The organism is uncultured Rummeliibacillus sp. (assembly GCF_934216135.1).
In the GTDB taxonomy this organism is placed as follows: domain Bacteria; phylum Bacillota; class Bacilli; order Bacillales_A; family Planococcaceae; genus Rummeliibacillus.
On record NZ_CAKQBI010000018.1, the window covers coordinates 24,856 to 46,437 of the forward strand.

Consider the following 21,582-nt stretch of genomic DNA (forward strand, 5'->3'; position numbering starts at 1 on the left):
TATACAAATAATATGGAATATTTAACGCATATAGTAAATAATTAGTATATAATCAGCGGTTTGAATTATAATCAGCTGAATTTTAATAAGAAGGAGGATTTATATTTTCTGCAAACTTAAATTGGTAACAGCAATTGTCTTTGAGCTTCAGTATTAACTTTAGCAGTGGTTAAAACAGTGGAATTTCATTTGATGTAGAAGTAAAGAAGCAGCAACACTTTAATCTTTTTATCAAATTTTCATTGAGAAGGGGACTAGTATAAATGGATAAAAGAAGATGGAAAAAGCCTTTTAATGCATTTTTGTCAACACTATTAGTTGCGAGTATTTTAACGCCGACAATTCCTACCTCCGCTGCAACGGCACAAGCTTCAGATCTCATTATTTCAGAGTATATTGAGGGAAGTAGTTTTAACAAAGCAATTGAGCTTTATAATGGGACTGGCTCTGACATAGATTTAAGTCAATATAAATTAGAGCTATATGTAAATGGAGCTTCTCCCGCAGGTCAAACATTACAACTTACTGGAAATCTGAATGCGGGTAAAACTTATGTCATTCATCATAAAGATGCAAATGATTCGATAAAGAGTAAGGGGAATTTAGTTAATTCTAACGTTATTAATTTTAATGGGGACGATCCTGTAGTTCTAAAAAAAGGTGATGATGTTATTGATTCCATTGGACAAGTTGGTCAGAGAGTCAATAACGCCGCCGATGTAACATTAGTCCGAAAATCTAATATTACAGCAGGAGATACAATTGTTGATGATCCATTTGATCCAAATAAGGAGTGGGAAGTATTACCGAAGGATGATGCATCTAATCTTGGTCAACATACAATGGATGGTTCTTCAGTAGATCCAGGAAATCCAGATAATCCAGGTGATGGAGACATCAAATCGATTGCACAAGCAAGAGCACTGCCAGTAGGTGACAATGTTACGATTAAGGCAGTAGTAGCAGCAAAGTTAAAAAATACGATCTCCGTTCAAGATGGTACAGGTGGAATTGCTGTACGCCCAACGACTCTAGATGTAGCAGTAGGAGATGAAGTGACACTAAAGGGGAAATTAGATGATTATAGGGGACTCTTGCAATTAAATGCTGCAACAATTGTTGAGAAAAATATAAACATAGGTGTACCAACGCCAAAAGTGGTGTCAGGTGCAGAGGTTTCAGAAGAGAATGAATCTCTTCTAGTAACAGCAAAGAATATTACTATTATTTCCGTAGAAGATGGCGGCTCTTGGGCAAACTATACGGTAACAGATGGTCAGGCACAATTTGTGGTACGTGATGAAACAAATACCTTAAATTTAGAAGATGGAAAAACGTATGCATCAATCACGGGGATTGTGCAACAATTTGATAACGTCTATCAAATTATCCCACGTTCCATAGCAGACATTATTGAAGATGAGAATGTGGTTCAGTCTGTTATACCATCAGTTAAAGCTGGTTCTATTGCAAAAGGTACGAAGGTAGAGCTATCGACGACAACAGAAGGTGCAACGATTCATTTTACATTAGATGGCTCAACTCCAACCAAATCGAGCAATGTATACAGTCAACCTATTGCCATCGAAAAGAATATAACATTAAAAGCATTTGCTGTGAAAGCTGGATTACAGGATAGTCAGGTGACTTCGTATGAATATACGGTTTTTGATCCAGAACAAGGAATCCAAATTCATGATATTCAAGGTGAGTCTCATCAATCACCTAAAAAAGGTGAGACTGTTGCAAGTGTTGAAGGAATTGTCACCTATATTTATAAAATAGGCAGCGGAAACTATTTCCACATGCAAACTCCTGATGATAAAAAGGACAACAATCCAAACACATCAGAAGGAATTGTAGTTTATACAGGTAACACGGCTGCGAACGTTAAAGTCGGGGATCTTGTAAGTGTTGATGGAAAAGTGGATGAGTACCATATTGATGGTTATACCGATACAAAAAAAGAGACAGACTTGTCTGTTACACAGATAAATGCGCGTAACGACCAAGGTGGTAAAGTGAATGGTGTGAAGAATAATGTCACTCTTCCAGAACCAATAATCATTGACCGCAATAATCTACCTTCTGAAGTGATTGATAATGATGGATTTGCTCAATTTGATCCAGAGGAAGACGCTATAGATTTTTGGGAATCTCTTGAAGGTATGTTGGTTCAAGTAGGAAATGTAAAAGCCGTAGCACCTCAGGAACACGGTGATCTGATCACAGTTTTAGAAGACAGAAAAACAGATACCATTCATGGTGGCGTTTTAATGACAGCCGATAATGCTAATGCTGATCGAATTCAATTTAAACTTTACGACAATACAAAAGCAAGAGAATTTAAAGTAGCAACAGGCGATAAATTTACAGGTCCTATTACTGGAGTAGTCAATTATGGCTATCAAAATTATAAGATCTACGCTGATTATGAAGAGATGAAAACAAAACATGTTGAAGGAAATTCAAAACCAGAAACAACAACAATTGAAAAAGCAGACGACAAATTGACGGTTGCTTCATATAATCTTGAGAACTTCTCTAATAATACGAAAGAAACTACGGATGATAAAGCGCGAAAACTAGCTCGAGCATTTGCTTCTGATATGAAAAATCCTGATATCATTGGTGTTACAGAGGTTCAAGATAACAACGGTTCTTCTGCAGGGGATGCTAAAGCAGATCAAAGTTATCAACGGTTAATTTCTGAAATTAAAAAAGCTGGTGGCGTAAATTACAATTACGTTAATATTGACCCAGAAAATAATGCAGATGGGGGCGCCCCAAATGCGAATATACGAGTTGGGTTCTTATATAATCCAGAACGTGTCCAATTAACAAAAGACATTCCAAGTGGAGACGCTACAAAAGCTGTCGGATATAAGAATGGAAAGCTAGCACTAAACCCAGGACGAATTGATCCAACGAATCCTGCATTCAATAATAGCCGAAAACCACTAGCAGCCCAATTTGATTTTAATGGTAAGAGTGTTGTTGTCATTGCAAATCACTGGAACTCAAAATCAGGTGATACGCCACTATTCGGCTCAACACAGCCACCTAAATTGGAAAGTGAAGAGCAACGTCATAAGATTGCAAATGTTGTAAAAGACTTTGTAGAAGAGATAAAGGCTGACAATCCTGATGCCAATATTGTCTCAGTAGGTGACTATAACGATTATCAATTTACTGAATCATTAAAAATCCTAGAAGGCAATCACATGACGAATATGATCAACAAAGTAGAAGAAGCTGATCGCTATACGTACCTTTATCAAGGAAATTCACAAGTGTTGGATCATATTTTAGTATCAAACAATTTAGCCAAATCAACAAAAATTGATATTCTCCATATCAATGCAGATTTCACTGATATGGCTGGCCGTGCAAGTGACCATGATCCAGTAATGGTACAACTTGATTTATCTGATAAATCAGATGAGGTTGTTCCTGAAAAAACGTACAACTTAGTAAACATAAGAGAGAAGGAACTAACATTCTCTGAGCCAAGCATTTCCGTGAATTTTGAAAGTGGCAAGATTACAAAAGGAATCATCATTACAAGTTCCAAGTATGCTGAGCTGAAAGGGGCGGGATTCACAAGCAAGGGCTTTAACGGTTCAAGTGTTACGATTAAACCGAAAGAACCTGGTGCCGTTATCAACTTCTCAGGACTTCGACTAGGAAAAGTCATCATTGATGGACCGAATGTGAAAGTAATTAGAAGTGCTGAAAATATTAAAAAAATCCATTATAAGAATGGTGCAAATCCTGAAAGCATTCAGTTTATAGATTCAGATGATGAAACACCCTTAACACCAGCAGAGAACAATGCTCCAGTAGCAATAAAAAAGTTTGAAAATCAAACTTTGACAGTAGGGAAAAAACTAAATTTCACTTTGACAGACTATTTCCAAGATCCTGATGGAGATAAACTAACATTCAGTTCTACAATAGGAACGATTAAAGATTCAGAACTAACTCTGGATTTATCTGTTGGTACACATATAGTGGGAGTTACAGCTACAGATGGAGAGAAATCCGTCACCTCTAGTTTTTCTGTAACTGTTACTGCTGAAGATACTTCAGATGAATACTATAGGGATGCAGTTGGAAAAAAGGGACAAATGTTAAAAGCTGCATTACATGATATCATAGATGATCAGCGTGTGCTTTCGTACAGTCAGGTATGGGATGCATTAAAAGTAACAGATGAAGATCCAAAAAATTCGAGTAACGTCATCCTTCTTTATACGGGTGAGTCTCGTCCAAAGAGTAAAGCTGGTGGTAATGTTGGAGACTGGAATCGAGAACATACTTGGGCAAAATCCCATGGTAATTTTGGAACAAGTAATGGCCCAGGTACAGATATTCATCACTTGAGACCAAGTGACGTTCAGGTGAATGGTGCAAGAGGAAATTTAGACTTTGATAATGGGGGAAGTTCAGTGGTGAATTGTCCTAAGTGTAAAAGAGATGGAGATTCTTTTGAGCCACCTGATGATGTAAAAGGCGATATCGCTAGAATGTTATTTTACATGGCAACACGCTACGAAAAGGGAGACAAAGTTGACTTAGAATTGAACGATAAAGTTAACAATGGATCGATTCCATACCATGGAAAACTTTCCGTTCTACTTCAGTGGAATAAGCAAGATCCAGTAAGTGAATGGGAAAGACAACGAAACGAAAAAATATACAACATACAAGGGAATCGCAATCCATTCATCGACCACCCTGAATGGGTTGAAGAAATTTGGAATTAGTTGTTGGCATTTGAAAGATTCAAATAATTGTATAATTCAAGCCCTTAATCATTTCGGAGATTAAGGGCTTTTCTCATTTGAAAATGTATTAAAGAAATTAGATTTTTGACAGCTATTTTAATTAATTTGCTCTATTCTACTGGTCTATTCGCTCCCTGTGGAAGTTTATTCGCTCTCTCCACCAATTTATTCGCTCCAATACAAATTGTATTCGCTCCCTCAGTAATTTAAGTCCTATCGAGAGTAGATTCAGAGCTGCTACCAAAATATTCTCATAATACGCGGCAGATATTACTAGATTTAAACAACCAATGTGCGTCCGATGGTGTAGAAAAAATGGATTAGAAATCCTAGTGAAAAGCAGATTCGGTGAAAGTCTAGGTGTCAGGCACAGATACAATCAATCCTGCGCTTATCCCACTAAAATTGTATGACGATTATAAAAAATCAAAAATATATCATGGTAATTTTGTATTGATTGTATAATAATTAAATTAGTTATTTATACCTAATAAGAGAGTGAGGAATCAAAGGATAAGATGAGTAAATTCAAAATGATTACAACATCTATACTAGGCGTTTCTTTAATTGCAAGTACCATTTTACCTGGAAACGTAGATGCATCTGCCGCAACTAAAAAAGTAAAAAAGGTGACCACAGGTGTAAAAGTTTCAAAAAGCGGGAAGCTGATTAGCCTAAAAACAGGCCGTATAGTAAAAGGAACTGTTTCTTACAAAGGTAAAGTTTATAAAAACGGTAAAAAAGCTTCTGGGATAATTAATCGTACATTTTTCAAAAACGGCAAAAAAGCAACTGGTGTATACAAAAGTATTTATTATAAAAACGGCGTAATTGGAACTGGCACATATAAAGGTGTCTTGTATCTAAAAGGTAAAAAAGCGAACGGATTAGTAAAAGGAATCTATTATAAAGCTGGAAAAAAAGCTACCGGCGTTTATAAAAATACATATTATCAAAATGGTAAAAAGGGAACAGGTATTTACAAAGGTAAATACTATGAACTCGGCAAAGCGCTAACAGATGAAAAGTTAAATTCAAAGTTACTTTCAGTAAAAAATGAAGTTACTTCTGCAGAAGCTGCATTAAAAGAAGCAAAGCAACAAAAAGAAGACCTTGAAACAATTGAAAATAAACTAGGAACTACAGTCAATGCTTCTTCTATACAAAAACTATCAGCAAAAGGTAATCTAAAAGACTTTATAGCAAAATATAAAAACAAAGAACTTTATACAGATGAAGAAAAGGCTGCGATTAAATTAGAAATCGCTACTCATAAGGCAACGGTCCAAGCGAATATTCAAGCATCTGCACAAAAGTTAGTAAACTTAACTACATCTTTAGCGAAGACATCTAAAATAATAGCCCAAGTTTCAAAAGATAAAGATATCGTTTCTGCAGCACAATCTGTGGTAGCTCATGTTAAAGAAATCATTACTGCAATAAGGAATGTTCCGAATCTATCAATAAGTACATCTAATTTAGAATTGGCAATTTCAAATGCAGAATCTGCATTGAATGCGAACCCTAAGAAAACAACACAACCTGTAGAGCAAAAGCCTTCTACTGATACACCAGCAAACAATACATCAGATAAAAATAAAACAAGTGACAACAATGTAAGTGACAATAACACAAGTAATAATTCAACGACTGATAGCTCAACTGGTTCTACTGCAAACGATAATACACAAACTAAGAACCCAAAAACTGATAATAATTCATCGGAAACAGAATTAGATAAAGCAAAAACAGAGGCAAATAATGCAGTAAATGCGTTAAAAGGTAAAACAATAGATGAACTGATGGCGAATCCTAACCATGAAGGTTCATTATTTGAAAAAGCAGTGGCAGCATATGAAAAAGTGAAATCTTTAGACTATATGGCTCCAGAACTTGCAGTGTGGGGTGAAACTATTCACTTAGCTGATACAATGGTGCAAGTTAATAGCGCTGTTAACTCTTTAAAAGACAAAGATGCTGCTACGCTATCAAAGAAAGATTCATATGGACATTCAATTATTGATAATGCAGAAGCAGCCGTATCTCGCTTACTAGATCTTGATGCAAATGCAAATGCAGATGTAGCATATGCAAAGCAAGAAATAGCAAAAGCAAAGAAAATTGTTGCTAACAAAGCCGTTGAAGATGCTTCTTCAAAACTTCCTACAAGTATTACAGTTGATAAAGACTCTATCACAACTGATTTGATTGAATCTCAATTACCTAATTTGGAAGATAAAACCTTATCTTATGAAATTGTATTGGATAAAACTGCCTCTAGCTGTACAATAGTGGTGAAATCTTCTATAGAAGGTTCAGTTCCTTCAACTTCAAAACAGATTACAATTACACAAGGGATTACAAATCCTACAAAAGAATTACCAAAAGAAGAAGTAAAGAAAACAGAGGAAACGAATGTAACTGCAGTACAAGAAAGTGGAGAAACGTCAAATACACCTCCAGCTTCTTCGGTTTCAAAATCTCTTTCAGTTGATAAAACAACAACAGATAATAGCGAAGTACATTTAACAGGTATAGTTGACCAAACTGTAAAGCGCCTTGTTATTGAGACAAAATCTAATTGTTACGAAGCTTCTTCAGGAACATGTTCACATAAAAGCTCTGTAACTCCAGTAAATGGTGAGGTTGATCAAATAATTAGTCTGACAGAGGGAAAAGGAGATTACGAAGTTAGTGTTTATCCAATTTTTAATGATGACGTATACTATCTAGAAGATTTACTATACAAAGAAAATATTAAAAATACGGATGTTGCGGCTCCATTAAGAATTGCAGGAACAACAGATAATAGCGAAGTGTTTATAACAGGTCGTATTGCTTCAAACGTGAAAAGCTTACTTGTAGATGTAATAAATGAATCAGGAACAAGTGAACAAATAAGTTTAATAGATATTAAGAATGTAAAAAACAGTGATGGCACAATTTCTGCAAAGGCTTATTTGAGAGAAGGTGCTGGAAGGTATACAGTAAAGCTTTACTATAATACTTCAGATGATAAAACAATTAGCTATCCATATTTAATGGAAGGACAAGCTGTAAATTCAGATAACCGTACAGCATATGAATTACCTTCTTCTAATGTTCAAAGTGATAATGAAGAAATCGTTGCACTAGCAAAAGATATCACAAAAGATGCAACTGGAGATCTAGCTAAGGTGAAAGCAGTTCACGACTGGGTAGCAAAAAATATCTCATACGACACAGAAGACTTTTTCAAAGACTTAGGTAAAAGTCAGGATGCTTATTCAACATATAAGAATAAGACAGCGATATGCCAAGGATATGCAGATCTTACAGCAGCCCTTCTTCGTGCAGTAGGTATAAAAGCAAAAGTAATCGGCGGGGTTGCCTTAGGATACGGAATGCCTAACTCATGGGATGAATTAAAAACAACAGCGAGTAATCACGCATGGAACGAAGCACTTGTAGATGGAAATTGGATCATTCTCGATACAACTTGGGATTCAGGATATATCGATTCAACTTCCCAAAAATTCGTATGGAATAACAAAGACAATTACTTCAATCCAAAAGCAGAAGACTTTGCAAAAGACCATTTGAAAAATGAAGAACTAATTGATTTCTAAGCTATGTGTCATGCTCCAATAATTATGACAAAAGAATACAAATCAAGTCCTTAATCTCCTAGGAGTTTAAGGGCTTTTCTTATTTAAAAATACAATTACAATCTAGCCTGGGAATCATAAAAAGTACTTTATTTGCTCTTTGTACTATTTTATTCGCTCCTACCAAGGAATAATTCGCTCTCTCCATCCGTTTATTCGCTCGAAAAGAAAAAGTCTTCGCCCTTACAACAATTTAAGTCCTCGCAAGCGGATTCGGGGCAGCCGAAAATACTCTCATGATTCGCGGCAGAAATTACTAGATTAGAATAAGTACCTGAGCCGCGCGCAATAGTATTGAGGAATTAATCCGTTCTTACAACAAATTAAGTCACAAGAGCCTCACCGCAGCCAAGAAAAAAGCCCGAGCACAATTCAAGTTCTTAATCTCATCATGAGTTAAGAGTATTTTACTTTAGCATTTAAAGACTAGATTGCTTAATTTTAGTCAATATTAGATATAATTAAAATATAGTCAAGAAAAACGAGGTGAATACATGAAAGCGTATATTCTTACAATTACATTTAAAGATATAGAACCAGCTATATGGAGAAAAGTAGTTATGCCTGCAGGCGCAACATTTAATCGTTTACATGAGATGATACAGAATGTAACAAATTTTCAAAGTGAATGGATTGATGAACCTTACCACTTTTTTGAATTTGTCATTGATCATGAAATTATTACGAATAATCCTGTTACCCTGGAGGATTTTAAGAAGAGTAAGAGAGAAAATCTAAAATTTACAGTAAAATCACCTACACATACGAAGATTGATAAGTATTTAGAAAAATATGATGAAATCTTATATTGCTATGATATGGGGGATGGATGGCAAATTACCATTAAAGTAGATGAGGTAGTTAATGATTATTATTTTGGTTTTCCAACTGTATTAGCAGGAGAAGGAGCAGCGCCACCAGAAGATGTAGGGGGGCCACCTGGATTTATGGAATTTCTGAAAGTTTATAATAACAAAGACCATCCGGATTTTCTAGATACCTTTCACTGGGCCGAAAAACAATATTTTAAACCTTTTGACAGCAACCAAGTGAATGACCGATTGAAATACAAGAAGTATCAAAAGACAGAATGGGATAAAATTGATCATGCAAATTATGTAGTTTTATCAGATAAGTATCGTGGACCTAATCAATAGCGTAATTTTAAAATATATATTGGATGATTGATGAAGTATGTTGATGGAATTTTATAATGTATAAAAGTCATGTAGCAATATAAATTTGAGTAATATTTAAAACTAGTTAACAACAGATGATTGTTAACTAGTCAACCTCAGACTTTGGGTAAATCTATTCTTAATTTACTTTGATGTTCAAGTCAGATATAGAGAAGGTTTTATTTTCTAATCTGTAGTATTGATCAAAGAAAGTTTCATCAATTCCGGTTAATTTAGTTAAAAATCGTTTATTTATTTGTAAATCGTCTATTAAAGTAGATACAGATAAAATATTCTTTTCAAAAAGTAATTGAAGGATACTTTTAACTTTAGATGGTCTATTTATAAGTATTACATCATCTAAAGGTTCTTTCTCTTTGTAGCCTTTTTTGTTTATGGACATATAAAAATATCTGTACTGTTGATATTCGATTAATTTTAATTTGAATGCTTTTATAGCAATTGCTTGCAACGAGACCAACCATTTTTGCTTTAGCTCAATGTAAGCATCAGGATTTGATTTTTTTGTGATTTTTGTAAAGTCTTTTATGAATTCGTTGTCAGGTAGAAGAAATTCAGAAGCAAATGTATCTGCTTCTTTTTCTAACAGTTTATATTCGGCAGTGTTTCGTGTTGTAAATTCTGCTTTATAGTGTAGCAAAAGATGACCTAATTCATGTGCTAAATCGAAATTTCTCCTAACTGCTGATTTCTTTAATGTTCCTAGTATAATGTAAGCTCTGTGATCATTAGTCCAGATACTATAAGCATCAATCGACTGTCCTATTTCCTTTTCAAAAACGAATATGCCTGATTTTTCAAGAAGAAATAGCAAGTTTTTGTTGGATGTTTTGGACAATCCAATTTTTTCTCGTGCTAGGGCAGCAATATAAGAAATTTGTTGTTGACGTTCTAAGTTTACATGTGTCCGTAAAAAGGAAACAACTTCTTCTCGTAATTCGAATAGTGTGTTTTTCGGATAGGATATTTTACCTTCTATTTTTTTTAAAAAGGCATCTACATACTGTAAATACATGGTTTCGCTATGGGTTTTATGGGCAGAGTTAATCGTTTCAGAACGATATGCGATATTTACACGATCAATATTTTCTTGGCCATATTTTTCTAGTAAATCACTTGTATAGAAATAAGTACCCTTTACATCGAAAATTTCTTTGAGTTTATTTATAGTTTCTAATTTAGGGGAAACATAACCATTCTCGTATTGCCATATAGCCTGTTCAGTAACGCCTATTTTTTCAGCCAACTGACTTCTACTTAGGTCATATAAAATTCTTATATTTGTAAGGCTTTTACCGATAAACACAGGTTTAGACCTCCTTATTTTCTAACTCTCCCCAGCTGGATCAATATCTTTTTCATCCTCTTCAATTGCAATACCGAATGAAAGAGCATCATATTCTTCATCTGACTGGTTTCCTAATATGTTTTTCAGTCTTTCATCTATAGTAAAGGCGTTTTCAGCATTAATATATTGTGTTAAATCATCAATTAGATAAGCTTTATTGTCTTCTGGATTTGGCATAAATAAAGAAATTTGAGAGATTAATTGATTTTCATCGATTTCATAAGTCACGATATAAAAACGATCAACATTCCTATTTGTAGCGATTTTTTCAATTTCTTGCATATCTGAATCATTCAGCGGGTAATCATCGAAAAGACTTAATTGAACATATCCAGTAACTTTTTCAAGCTTAACTTGTCTAAAGTCGATATGAGAATTAATATTGACTAATTTTTTCATATAAGACATATTAGTGGTACGTGTTTTTCCTTTAGCATCTTTGCCTTGTGTAACCTCATCTGCATTGAAATATTTTGCATTTTTTATGACGAATAATATATTTTCTTCGCCTATATAAAATTGTAAGTATCTCCACGTCATACCTGCTTTTGCAGATATGTATTGAACACCAAGTTTTTCGCATGTTCTTGCAATGTTATCTTCGATATGATTTCCTTTGACCCAAGCATATGCACTACTAATAATCATATTAGTAGCTCGCTCTCTTCTAATATCAGTATACTCTTTATAACCTGCCATTAAACCATCGACAAGCGCTTGGTTTAACACTTTATCTAATTTATAGTTAATCACCTAATCACACCTCCATATATTCTAAAAGATTAATTCTATTTTATTAAAGAAAATATGATTTGTATAGAAAATTATTAAAGTGATAACGCAAAAAGGTTCAATCAGAAATACTCCCATGATTCTCGGCAGATATTGCTAGATTTGAACAAGCAACCGGTCCACGTGCAATGGTAATGAGCAATTTATTCGCTCTTTCGTATGGAATATTCGCTCCCTGTGGAAGTTAATGCGCTCCTAGAGTAGGTTTATTCGCTCGAAATAAAATAGTATTCGCTCTCTCAACAATTTAAGTCCCCAGCCCCGCACGAGAGCAAATTCATAGCAGCCGAAAAATACTCTCATAATCCGCGGCGGATATTACTAGATTTGAACAAGTAACAGCGCCGCGCACAATGGTATTGAGGGATTAATTCGCTCTTAGGCCCGTTTTATTCGCTCCATTTCGAATAGTATTCGCCCTTACAGCAATTTAAGTCCTCGCAAGCGTATTCGGAGGGTCAGAAATCACCAGATTCACCAAGCAACCAATCCGCGCCCATTAGCTGTTCAAAAACTATCGTGCATCCTGATTGTATGGTGGTATGATATAGAAAGTATTTCGGACTTATTTAGAAAGAAGGATTATGGGAATGGCGATTGTAGCAACTGTTATCTTTTTGGTGACATTATTTCTTGTGATATGGCAGCCAAAGGGATTGAATATAGGCCTAACAGCGTGTGTGGGGGCGATTATCGGGTTAGTAGTTGGTGTTGTTGATTTTCAAGATGTTGAGAAGGTAGTGGGGATTACTTGGAATGCAACATTAACGTTTGTAGCTATTATTATCATTTCGCTTATTTTAGATGAAATTGGATTATTTGAGTGGGTTGCTTTGCAGATGGCAAGGTTATCGAATGGCAATGGCATCAAAATGTTTGTGTATGTCAGTATTTTAGGTGCTCTTGTAGCTGCGTTCTTTTCGAATGATGGAGCAGCTTTGATATTAACGCCAATTGTATTGGCAATGGTTCGTAATTTGAATTTTAAAGAAACAATGGTGATTCCGTTTATCATGGCGAGTGGATTTATAGCAGATACGACATCTCTACCATTTGTCATTAGTAATTTGGTGAACATTGTCTCGGCGGATTTTTTTGATATCGGGTTTGTAGAGTATGCGGCAAGAATGATTCTACCGAATATTTTTTCTTTAATAGCAACAATTACTGTACTATCTATTTATTTTAGAAAAAATATTCCAAGTCGATATGATGTATCTAAGCTAAAAGAGCCAAAAGAAGCGATTCGAGATCAAGGAATGTTTCGACTTTCTTGGGTCGTATTAGTATTGTTGTTAATCGGTTATGTGACGAGTGAATGGGTAGGGGTGCCTGTTTCAATTATTGCTGGAATGATTGCGATATTCTTATTAGTTATGGCTAAACAGAGTCATGCAGTTGATACTAAAGCTGTTTTAAAAGGTGCACCATGGACGATTGTATTTTTCTCAATTGGGATGTATGTTGTCGTTTATGGTGTTGGGAATGCTTGGCTAACACATTCCTTAGCAGATGTGATTGAAAAGTTAGCTACACAAGGTTTATATGTATCAACTGTTGCAATGGGCTTTATCGCAGCCTTTTTGTCATCGGTTATGAACAATTTGCCTACCGTTATGATCGACGCGCTAGCCATTGTACAAACAAATACGACAGGCGTTGTGAGAGAGGGACTTATTTATGCCAATGTGATTGGGTCGGATTTAGGACCTAAAATTACGCCAATTGGTTCATTGGCAACACTAGTATGGCTCCACCTCTTAGCGGGAAAGGGAATTAAAATTTCCTGGGGCACTTACTTCAAAATGGGGATTACATTAACAATTCCTATCTTATTAATCACACTAACAGGGCTTTATATTACACTAATCCTATTTTAACAAATGAAGTCCTTGATCAATTTAGTAATCAAGGACTTTTAAAAAAATTGTAATTTGCGTAGCTTATATCATATCAGCAAATTAGTTAATGGGTCGCTTTTTATAGTTAAGTTCTTTATATATTTCTTGCACCTCATCTTCAGTGAATTTTCCTCTTTTGATAAGCGTATCGATAAATTTTTGAGGATATTCATTTTGAATTGCTTCGATGATCAAGTTTTTTAACTCCTTTTTCATCCTGTCCTCGAGCCACTCATTAAAACGCTCTTCAGAAATATCCATTTGCCTATTGCCTCCAATAATTTTACTTGAATAATTTCAAGTAGATATACCTAATTTGGATATCCATTCAAAATCTATCCTTATTTTTGGCATGGACGAACCAAATGATTCATGTAGGTTCGGATTTTTGAGTTGAAATTTGAGACAATAATATGAGTATTTCTATATTGATATCTTTATCTTAAGAAGATTCAACGTACTACGGATACACATCAATACTCCATCAAATCTTTTCTCAATTTATCCAAAAGCCTCTTTTTTCTTTTTCGTAATGCATCAGCGGAGATGTTATATTTCTTAGCTAATTCTTTAAAGGTATAGCCTTCTAGATAATAGTCAATTAGAAGCTGTTTATCTTCTTTTTTTAGATTGCTTAGAAATTGCTCGAAAATATCTGTGTTTTCTATTTCTGATGTGGGCGTGTAAAACTCGATAAGATCATCTTGTTCAGGGTAATAGCGTTCTTCATACCGGCTTTCCTTTTTAAGCTCATCTAATATACTTCCTTTAATACATGTGTAAGCATATGGTTCAAAGTCGCCTTGCTCTTGGTCGTAATTTTTCCATGCTTTCCATAAGGCAATTCGAGCTGTTTGACGATAGTGGTCATGATTTTTGTAAATACGACATTTTCGAATAGCAGCTGTGATCATTGGTTCAAAACCTTCAAGTACTTCTTCAAAGTTATTCATCAAAAGTTTCCAATCTCATTGTGCACAATGCTATATTCCTAGGTGCTTTGAGAATACAAATTTGTTTTGATATTTGTAAAATGAACAAAAATGAGTTTTATAGGGGTAAAAACGATAAAAAAATTTTGTCGATGAATTGTCGATGTTTATCGAAAGTCCGTCATATCAACGTTTTATGGCATGATAAAAATTTGATATGACTTAAATTTTCAGTAGGAAGGTGTAGATTTTATAAAATTTATCATTTTTTAAAAAATTACTTAAAATGTGAATAATTAGTTACAATTAGACTACAAATAATCCTTTTTAAAAATAATTTGGTAATATATAGATAAAATTAAGCAGAAAGGATGTTGATAGATATGAGCAGGAATATCTAGTCGTTTTCTGAGTTTTTTCAAGGGGATTTTTTTAATTCATAAAAAGAATGGAGGAAATTGTAGAATGATCGTTAAACCTTCTGGATTAATGTCTGTTGATGGTTACGGGAGAGAAATAGATAACACTTTAGTTTGCGACTCGACAAATAATCGATTTGCTGTGATCGATGGAGATTCAGCACTAGGTCCATTTTCTGGTGCAAAAGCTGCAGAAATGATGCGACGTTATTTAAATGATCCAACCTATTTAAATGACTCTTTAGAAGCAGTCATATGTGCAGCTAATAATGCGATTAGAAAAGAGAAAATTGGAAAAACGATTTGGTTTGACTATGATGAATCGGATAAACATATTCGAAATAGTTGTAGTGTAATAGCTGTTCAAATTAGAGATGACCAATTAGAGTTTGTTCAATCTGGAAATTGCATGCTCTTTGTACAATATGAAAATGGTACAATCCGTTGCGTTACCTATGATCATAAAGCAAAAGTGCAAGTAAAATATCATTTAAAATTAAAGTCATCATTTCATTCTTTAAAAAAGGGATTAAGAAGAAAATACTCAGAGAAAAAGCTACAATTATGCTATGATAATGCCGTAAAGTTAACAGAAGCCTTTCAGAAAAAATGCCTCGCAAGCTCCAACACACATAAGGGATACTCTTCAATTGACGGGAGCAGACAGGCAATCAGCTTCTTGGAAAAAGGCAGCATTCCATTAATGGACATAAAGAAAATCGCATTAGTATCAGGCGGATTTCAACTACTAAATCACAAAACACCAGGGCAAGAACGCTGGGAAGATACGGCGAAGCAAATTTTTAAACGAGGTTTTAAAAGCGCTTACACAAAAATTGCCGTTATGGAAAGAAACGACCCCTATTGCCTACAATTCCCAAGAGCAGAACGTTCTGATGATAAATCAGGAATCTTATTGGATGTATTGAGAAAATGAGATGCAAAACACCACCATATAGTTGAGGTGGTGTTTTTATTTTGATCTTCCGGAAACTATTAATAAAATTATTAACATTACTCAGTATTGAAATAATACATATTCTCATATAATCAGAAATTGGGAAGGTGGTAGACAGTATAAAGTAAAAGGAGTATCGAAAATGACAAACCATGAACTAAGATTTGTATAAGAAGAACGATCGGGTACTCACAATTGACTTGAATTGTGAGTACCTGATTTAATGTATTACTAAAGATTTATCTAATTCTCCAAAAGCGATTACTTCATATGAAATCCTCCTCCCCATCCATCTGTTAGTAGAATTATTCCATTGTAATAAATGTAAATATATCCTTGGAATTATATTAATTTATAGATTAAATGGTGATTATTTTTTATAATAGTATATATTACTAAATTAGTAATAAATACTATAAAAGGGTGGTTGGGAGAATATGTACAATCTGAAATTTGTAAAACCAGTAGCATCACTTATATTGGGGAGTACGTTGCTAGTAGGAGCTGTTATTACAACGCCGGCAGATGTAAATGCCGCAGCAGATTATAAGATTTCAAATGGCAAACTTGTAAAAAAATCAAATGGCAAGGTAGTTAAGGGGTATAAATTTTATAATAACAAGTTGTATAAGAATGGTAATTTATATACAGGGGTAAAGGGTAGTGTTTATTACAAAAACGGTAAAAAAGCAACAGGTAAATATAAAGGCATCTATTATGTAAAAGGAAAACCTTACACTGGTATTGGTAAGAAAACAGGAAAGCTATATGTAAAAGGAAAGTTGAATACTGTTCTTACATTATATAAAGATAAATTATATGATGGACCTTACTTAAACAAAGGATTGAATCTTTATAAAGGGAAGCTATATGATGGCGGAACTTTAAATAAGGGATTAGACCTTTACAAAGGAAAACTATATAACGGTTACAAATTAAACAAAGGCATTGTTCAATACAAAGGACTTTGGTATAAAAATTCAATTCTTGCTAATGGCCTAATTAAAACACCAGACGGCAAAGAAATTAAAGTAGTGAACGGTAAGAGAGATGATTTCACAATTTCAGTTATGCATACGAATGATACACACGCACATTTAGATAATATCGCAAAAAGAACAACGGCTATTAAGCAATTTAGAGCTGAGAAGCCAAATTCGTTGTTATTAGATGCAGGGGATGTATTTAGTGGAACGTTATATTTCAACGAATTTAAAGGGAAAGCAGATCTTAAGTTTATGAATAATTTAGGTTATGATGCAATGACATTTGGAAATCATGAATTTGATTTAGGATCGAGCCCAGAAGGACATCAGGCGCTTGTCGATTTCATAGAGGGTGCTAATTTCCCATTTGTTAGCGCAAACGTTAACTTCTCAGGCGATGATAGATTTAAAGGGTTATTCACCGATTTGATATCTAGTGATCCGAAAAAAGGAAAGATTTATAACGGTATTATCAAAGAAATAGATGGCGAAAAAGTAGGGATTTTCGGTTTAACAACAGCCGAAACAAAGGATATCTCAAGCCCAGGTAGTGTTAAATTTGAAAATTATATCGAAGAAGCGAATAAGGCAGTAAAAGCATTTGAAGGAAAAGGCGTTGATAAAATTATAGCGCTAACGCATATTGGTTATGATGATAATCCAGCTGTGGATAATGATCAAATTTTAGCTGCATCAGTAGAAGGTATCGATTTAATCGTTGGTGGTCATAGCCATACGCAATTAGATAAACCTGTAGTTATTGAAAAAGACATTAAAGGTAAAGAAAAAGACCCAACAGTCATTGTACAAGCTTTTCAATATAGTGATTTTTTAGGTACAGTGGATGTTAAGTTTGATTTCAAAGGTAAAGTTGTTCAATCAGATGGTCAATTAGTAAAAGTATCTGATCAACAAGAAGATCCGGAAGCTGCTGCAATGCTAAAAGAATACTCTGAAAAGTTAAAAGAAATTACAAACAAATCAATCGGAGCAACTGCAGAAAGCGAACTGACAAATCCAAGGACTGATTCTGATGGGAAAGGCGTTAGTGTTCGAAATAGTGAAACAGCCTTAGGTAATATTATTACAGATGGCATGCTGGCAAAAGCTAAAAAGTACGATGAAAATATCATCATGGCTTTACAAAATGGTGGAGGTATTCGCGCAGGCATTCCAGCTGGAGATATTACAGTTGGCGAAGTCATCACTGTTCTACCATTTGGAAACACACTTGCTACGATGTCTGTAACAGGTGCAGAATTAAAATCAGCCTTTGAAATAAGCTTCAAATCATATCCAATTGAAAATGGCGGTTTCTTGCATGTATCTGGAGGGAAAGTAGAATTTGACTCCACTAAGCCAGCGGGTGAACGAGTTGTTTCAATTGCATATAAAGATAAAGAAGGAAATTTCACACCAATGCAAGATGATAAAACGTATAAAATCGCAACAAACGCCTTCACAGCAAAAGGTGGAGACGGCTTCACAATGTTTGCAAAAGCCTACTCTGAAGGCCGTGTAACAGACCTCGGTTTATCAGATTGGGAGAACCTAGCAGAACATTTAACAAACCTAAAAACAGTTAAACCTACTATAGAGGATAGGATTGTAGATATTAATAAAAAGATAGACTTTCTAAAATAGTTGGCTAGCACATCCCCTGTGTATCCGTGTGATACATGGGGTTTTTTTATGGATATCAAAAAATAGAACGAATATAAGCAACGAATATAAGCAACGAATATAAGCATATCTACTTGCATTACTAAATCGATTTAAGCTAATCTAGGGAAACAACTGTTGATATACCAAAATATAGGTTAAATCCATACCGACGATTCAGAGTTCAATCCACGGAAAACAGCAATTAATCCACGCAACTCAGTGATCAATCCACGCAATTACGGAGTTAATCCACGCAACTCCAGCTCCAATCCACGCAATAAGGAATTGAATCCACGTTCCGAACAATTTAAGTCTTAACGTACTCTCTCCCCACATAAGAAAACTTTTCAGGCAGTCTTTTAATAATAATAAGGAAGTTTTAATTCAATTAGTGAAATTACATCCAAATAGTATAGCCTATTTAAAAATCCTTACAAAAAATCCGATTAAGTATGAAATATATTACATAATAAGGTTATTCAATTTGTTCAATTTTTTACTAGAATTTCATAATAATAGCGTGTAATAAACTGTTTTTTTAATATAATTGTCCGAAATGAATATTTAGTATAACCTATTTCAATAATTGTGTTGACATATAAAATATTTTTCAGTATATTAATGTGTATTCGATTACATGTGTAATCGGTTACACAATGCTACAAAGGAGGAAAAGAATGGTTACCATTAAAGATGTAGGCAAGCATGCAGGCGTTTCGGTCGCTACAGTTTCTAGGTATTTAAATGGCAAAGGCTATATTAGTGATGAAGCCAAGAAAGTAATCGAGAAAGCGATAAAAGAACTAGATTATAAGCCTAATCAACTTGCAAGATCTTTAAGTACAAAAAAGACCAATATCATTGGTTTGCTTGTACCTGACATTACCAATCCATTTTTCCCTGAACTAGCAAGAGCTGTAGAAGATACAGCTTATACAAATGGTTATACAGTTGTACTCTGTAATTCTGGTGAACAGAAAGATAGAGAAATACATTATATAGAGTCGCTTCAACAAAAGTACGCCGCAGGATTTATCGTGACGACCAATCAACTTGAAGCAGACTATTATCGTAAAATAAGTTTGCCGATTGTGGCACTTGATAGAAGACTTGATCCGGCTATTCCAACTGTCACAACAAATAATATAGATGGTGCAACAATTGCAACTGAATATTTAATAGCAAGAGGTTGTAAGCACATACTATGTGTGCGTGGACCTGTTGGACTCGATGTAGCGGAAGACCGGTTTACTGGTTTTATGGAAACAATGAAGAATTACCCTAACATCTCTTCTGATATTATTACTAGTCAATTTGATTTTGATGAAGCAGAGAAAAAAGTATTTGACTACCTAAAAACACATGAATTCGTTGATGGTATTTTTGCATCAAGTGATGTTCTAGCAATTGGCGCTATGAAAGCTGCTCATTCGCTGGATGTTCAAATTCCTGGTGAACTTCAATTAGTAGGATTCGATGGCATCAGTATGGGGAAATTATTAACACCCGAATTGACAACGGTTGCACAAGATATATACAAGTTGGGCACTGCAGCAACAGAATTACTTATTCAAAAAATTGAAGGTCATGAAATAGAAAATAATTTGACGGAATTACCAGCAACACTTGTTATTAGAAGTTCGACAAAGTAAGGAGAGATTTGATGATTACTGTAATAGGAAGTATCAATATGGACTTAGTCGTTGATACAACTATTTTTCCTAAACAAGGTGAGACAGTTTTAGGAAACCTTTTTACAACAGTACCTGGTGGTAAAGGAGCAAACCAAGCTGTAGCAGTTGCAAGACTTGGTGGCGATTTACATATGGTTGGTGCAGTTGGTCAAGATAGTTTTGGCAAAGAGTTAACTAACAACTTAAAAGTTGAAGGTATTGACACACAATTTGTATATGCAACAGATGAAGCTGCGACTGGTATCGCGAATATATTACTTTACGAACAAGATAATCGTATTATTGTCGTTCCAGGCGCAAATGCATTGATCACTCCTAAAGAAATCGATGCTGCAAAATCTTTAATTGAAAAAAGTGAAATGGTCATTATGCAATTAGAAATTCCAGCAGACACCGTTCAATATGCATTGCAAGTTTGCAAAGATTTAAACGTACCCGTATTACTTAACCCTGCTCCAGCGGAATCTTTCAATCCTTCTTGGATGGACTTGGTAGATTACCTTACACCAAACGAAACGGAATGTGCGGATATTTTCTCTGAAGATGTGGAAAGCGCATTAGAAAAGTATCCAAATAAACTAATCGTCACATTAGGAAGCAATGGCGCTCGTTACTTTGATGGAAAAGAACATATTTTCATCGAAGGTTATAAAACAAAAGCTGTTGATACAACCGGAGCTGGCGATACATTTAATGGTGCATTAGCATATGCCGTAACAAATGGACAATCTCTAAAAGAAGCGGTTCGTTTTGCTAATATTGCTGCATCATTGTCCGTTGAAAAATTTGGCGCACAAGGCGGTATGCCAACATTACAAATGGTTGAAAATCGCCTAGGAGGACAAGCAAATTGAAAAAACATGGAATTTTAAATCGTGATTTAGCTGGTATTTTCGCGAAAATCGGTCACACAGATACGATTATGATTGCGGATTGTGGGTTACCTATTCCAGATGGCGTTCCTTGTGTAGACCTTTCTTATACACTTGGAAAGCCTAGTTTCTCAGATATTTTGGACGCAGTTTTAGATGACTTTAATGCAGAAAAAGCATGGATTGCAACAGAGATGAATGTGCAAAATCCAACATTACACAGTCGGGTAAGACAAGTAGTCAATGTTCCGATTGAAACTGTTAGCCATGAAGAGTTAAAACAACTTTCAGCTAAAGCAAAAGTAATTATCCGTACAGGAGAAGCAACACCGTTTGCAAATATTATTTTGCAATCAGGGGTCATATTTTAAAAGGTGGT

General features: G+C 34.7%; 13 protein-coding genes. 9 read left to right on the top strand and 4 right to left on the bottom strand.

Annotated features, from left to right (window positions below; all coding sequences use genetic code 11):
* Positions 1 to 263 precede the first annotated feature (263 nt).
* The 3 genes from Q0977_RS12000 (at position 264) to Q0977_RS12010 (ending at position 9,594) form a co-directional block, all read left to right on the top strand.
* Positions 264 to 4,769 carry an endonuclease gene (locus Q0977_RS12000; RefSeq protein WP_299514194.1) on the top strand — a complete coding sequence of 1,502 codons (4,506 nt, stop codon included), beginning with the start codon at positions 264 to 266 and terminating at the stop codon, positions 4,767 to 4,769.
* Between the two features lie 539 nt (positions 4,770 to 5,308).
* Positions 5,309 to 8,398 (top strand): transglutaminase domain-containing protein, encoded by a 3,090-nt coding sequence (locus Q0977_RS12005; RefSeq protein WP_299514197.1) that lies wholly within the window; start codon positions 5,309 to 5,311, stop codon positions 8,396 to 8,398.
* Positions 8,399 to 8,931: 533 nt separating this feature from the next.
* Positions 8,932 to 9,594: a plasmid pRiA4b ORF-3 family protein gene (locus Q0977_RS12010; protein ID WP_299514200.1), complete on the top strand. Its 663-nt coding sequence runs from the start codon at positions 8,932 to 8,934 to the stop codon at positions 9,592 to 9,594.
* 160 nt (positions 9,595 to 9,754) lie between these two features.
* Here the strand turns inward: Q0977_RS12010 and Q0977_RS12015 are convergent, their stop codons facing one another.
* Both Q0977_RS12015 and Q0977_RS12020 read right to left on the bottom strand, forming a co-directional pair.
* A complete protein-coding gene (locus Q0977_RS12015) occupies positions 9,755 to 10,942 on the bottom strand; it encodes an XRE family transcriptional regulator (RefSeq protein WP_299514203.1) in 1,188 nt (395 codons plus the stop codon).
* A 21-nt stretch (positions 10,943 to 10,963) separates the two neighbouring features.
* Positions 10,964 to 11,737, bottom strand: a complete 774-nt coding sequence (locus tag Q0977_RS12020) for a hypothetical protein (RefSeq protein WP_124217975.1) — start codon at positions 11,735 to 11,737, stop codon at positions 10,964 to 10,966.
* A 623-nt stretch (positions 11,738 to 12,360) separates the two neighbouring features.
* Between Q0977_RS12020 and Q0977_RS12025 the strand changes: the two genes are divergently transcribed.
* A complete protein-coding gene (locus Q0977_RS12025) occupies positions 12,361 to 13,656 on the top strand; it encodes an arsenic transporter (RefSeq protein WP_299514206.1) in 1,296 nt (431 codons plus the stop codon).
* Positions 13,657 to 13,737: 81 nt separating this feature from the next.
* Here Q0977_RS12025 and Q0977_RS12030 read toward each other — a convergent pair whose 3' ends face one another.
* Entirely contained in the window at positions 13,738 to 13,938 is a 201-nt protein-coding gene (locus Q0977_RS12030) for a hypothetical protein (RefSeq protein WP_299514208.1), read from the bottom strand.
* Positions 13,939 to 14,150: 212 nt separating this feature from the next.
* Positions 14,151 to 14,630: a sigma-70 family RNA polymerase sigma factor gene (locus Q0977_RS12035; protein ID WP_299514211.1), complete on the bottom strand. Its 480-nt coding sequence runs from the start codon at positions 14,628 to 14,630 to the stop codon at positions 14,151 to 14,153.
* 444 nt (positions 14,631 to 15,074) lie between these two features.
* Here Q0977_RS12035 and Q0977_RS12040 point away from each other — a divergent pair, with 444 nt between their 5' ends.
* The 5 genes from Q0977_RS12040 to rbsD all read left to right on the top strand — a co-directional run bounded on the left by Q0977_RS12040 (position 15,075) and on the right by rbsD (position 21,574).
* Complete coding sequence (locus Q0977_RS12040) at positions 15,075 to 15,965, top strand: hypothetical protein (protein ID WP_299514214.1); 891 nt, start codon at positions 15,075 to 15,077, stop codon at positions 15,963 to 15,965.
* Positions 15,966 to 16,423: 458 nt separating this feature from the next.
* A complete protein-coding gene (locus Q0977_RS12045) occupies positions 16,424 to 18,616 on the top strand; it encodes a bifunctional UDP-sugar hydrolase/5'-nucleotidase (protein WP_299514217.1) in 2,193 nt (730 codons plus the stop codon).
* Positions 18,617 to 19,314: 698 nt separating this feature from the next.
* Entirely contained in the window at positions 19,315 to 20,289 is a 975-nt protein-coding gene (locus tag Q0977_RS12050) for a LacI family DNA-binding transcriptional regulator (protein ID WP_299514220.1), read from the top strand.
* A gap of 11 nt (positions 20,290 to 20,300) precedes the next feature.
* Complete coding sequence (gene rbsK / locus Q0977_RS12055; RefSeq protein WP_299514223.1) at positions 20,301 to 21,185, top strand: ribokinase; 885 nt, start codon at positions 20,301 to 20,303, stop codon at positions 21,183 to 21,185.
* Complete coding sequence (rbsD, locus tag Q0977_RS12060) at positions 21,182 to 21,574, top strand: D-ribose pyranase (RefSeq protein WP_119416405.1); 393 nt, start codon at positions 21,182 to 21,184, stop codon at positions 21,572 to 21,574. The genes rbsK and rbsD overlap by 4 nt, the downstream gene beginning before the upstream one ends.
* Positions 21,575 to 21,582 lie beyond the last annotated feature (8 nt).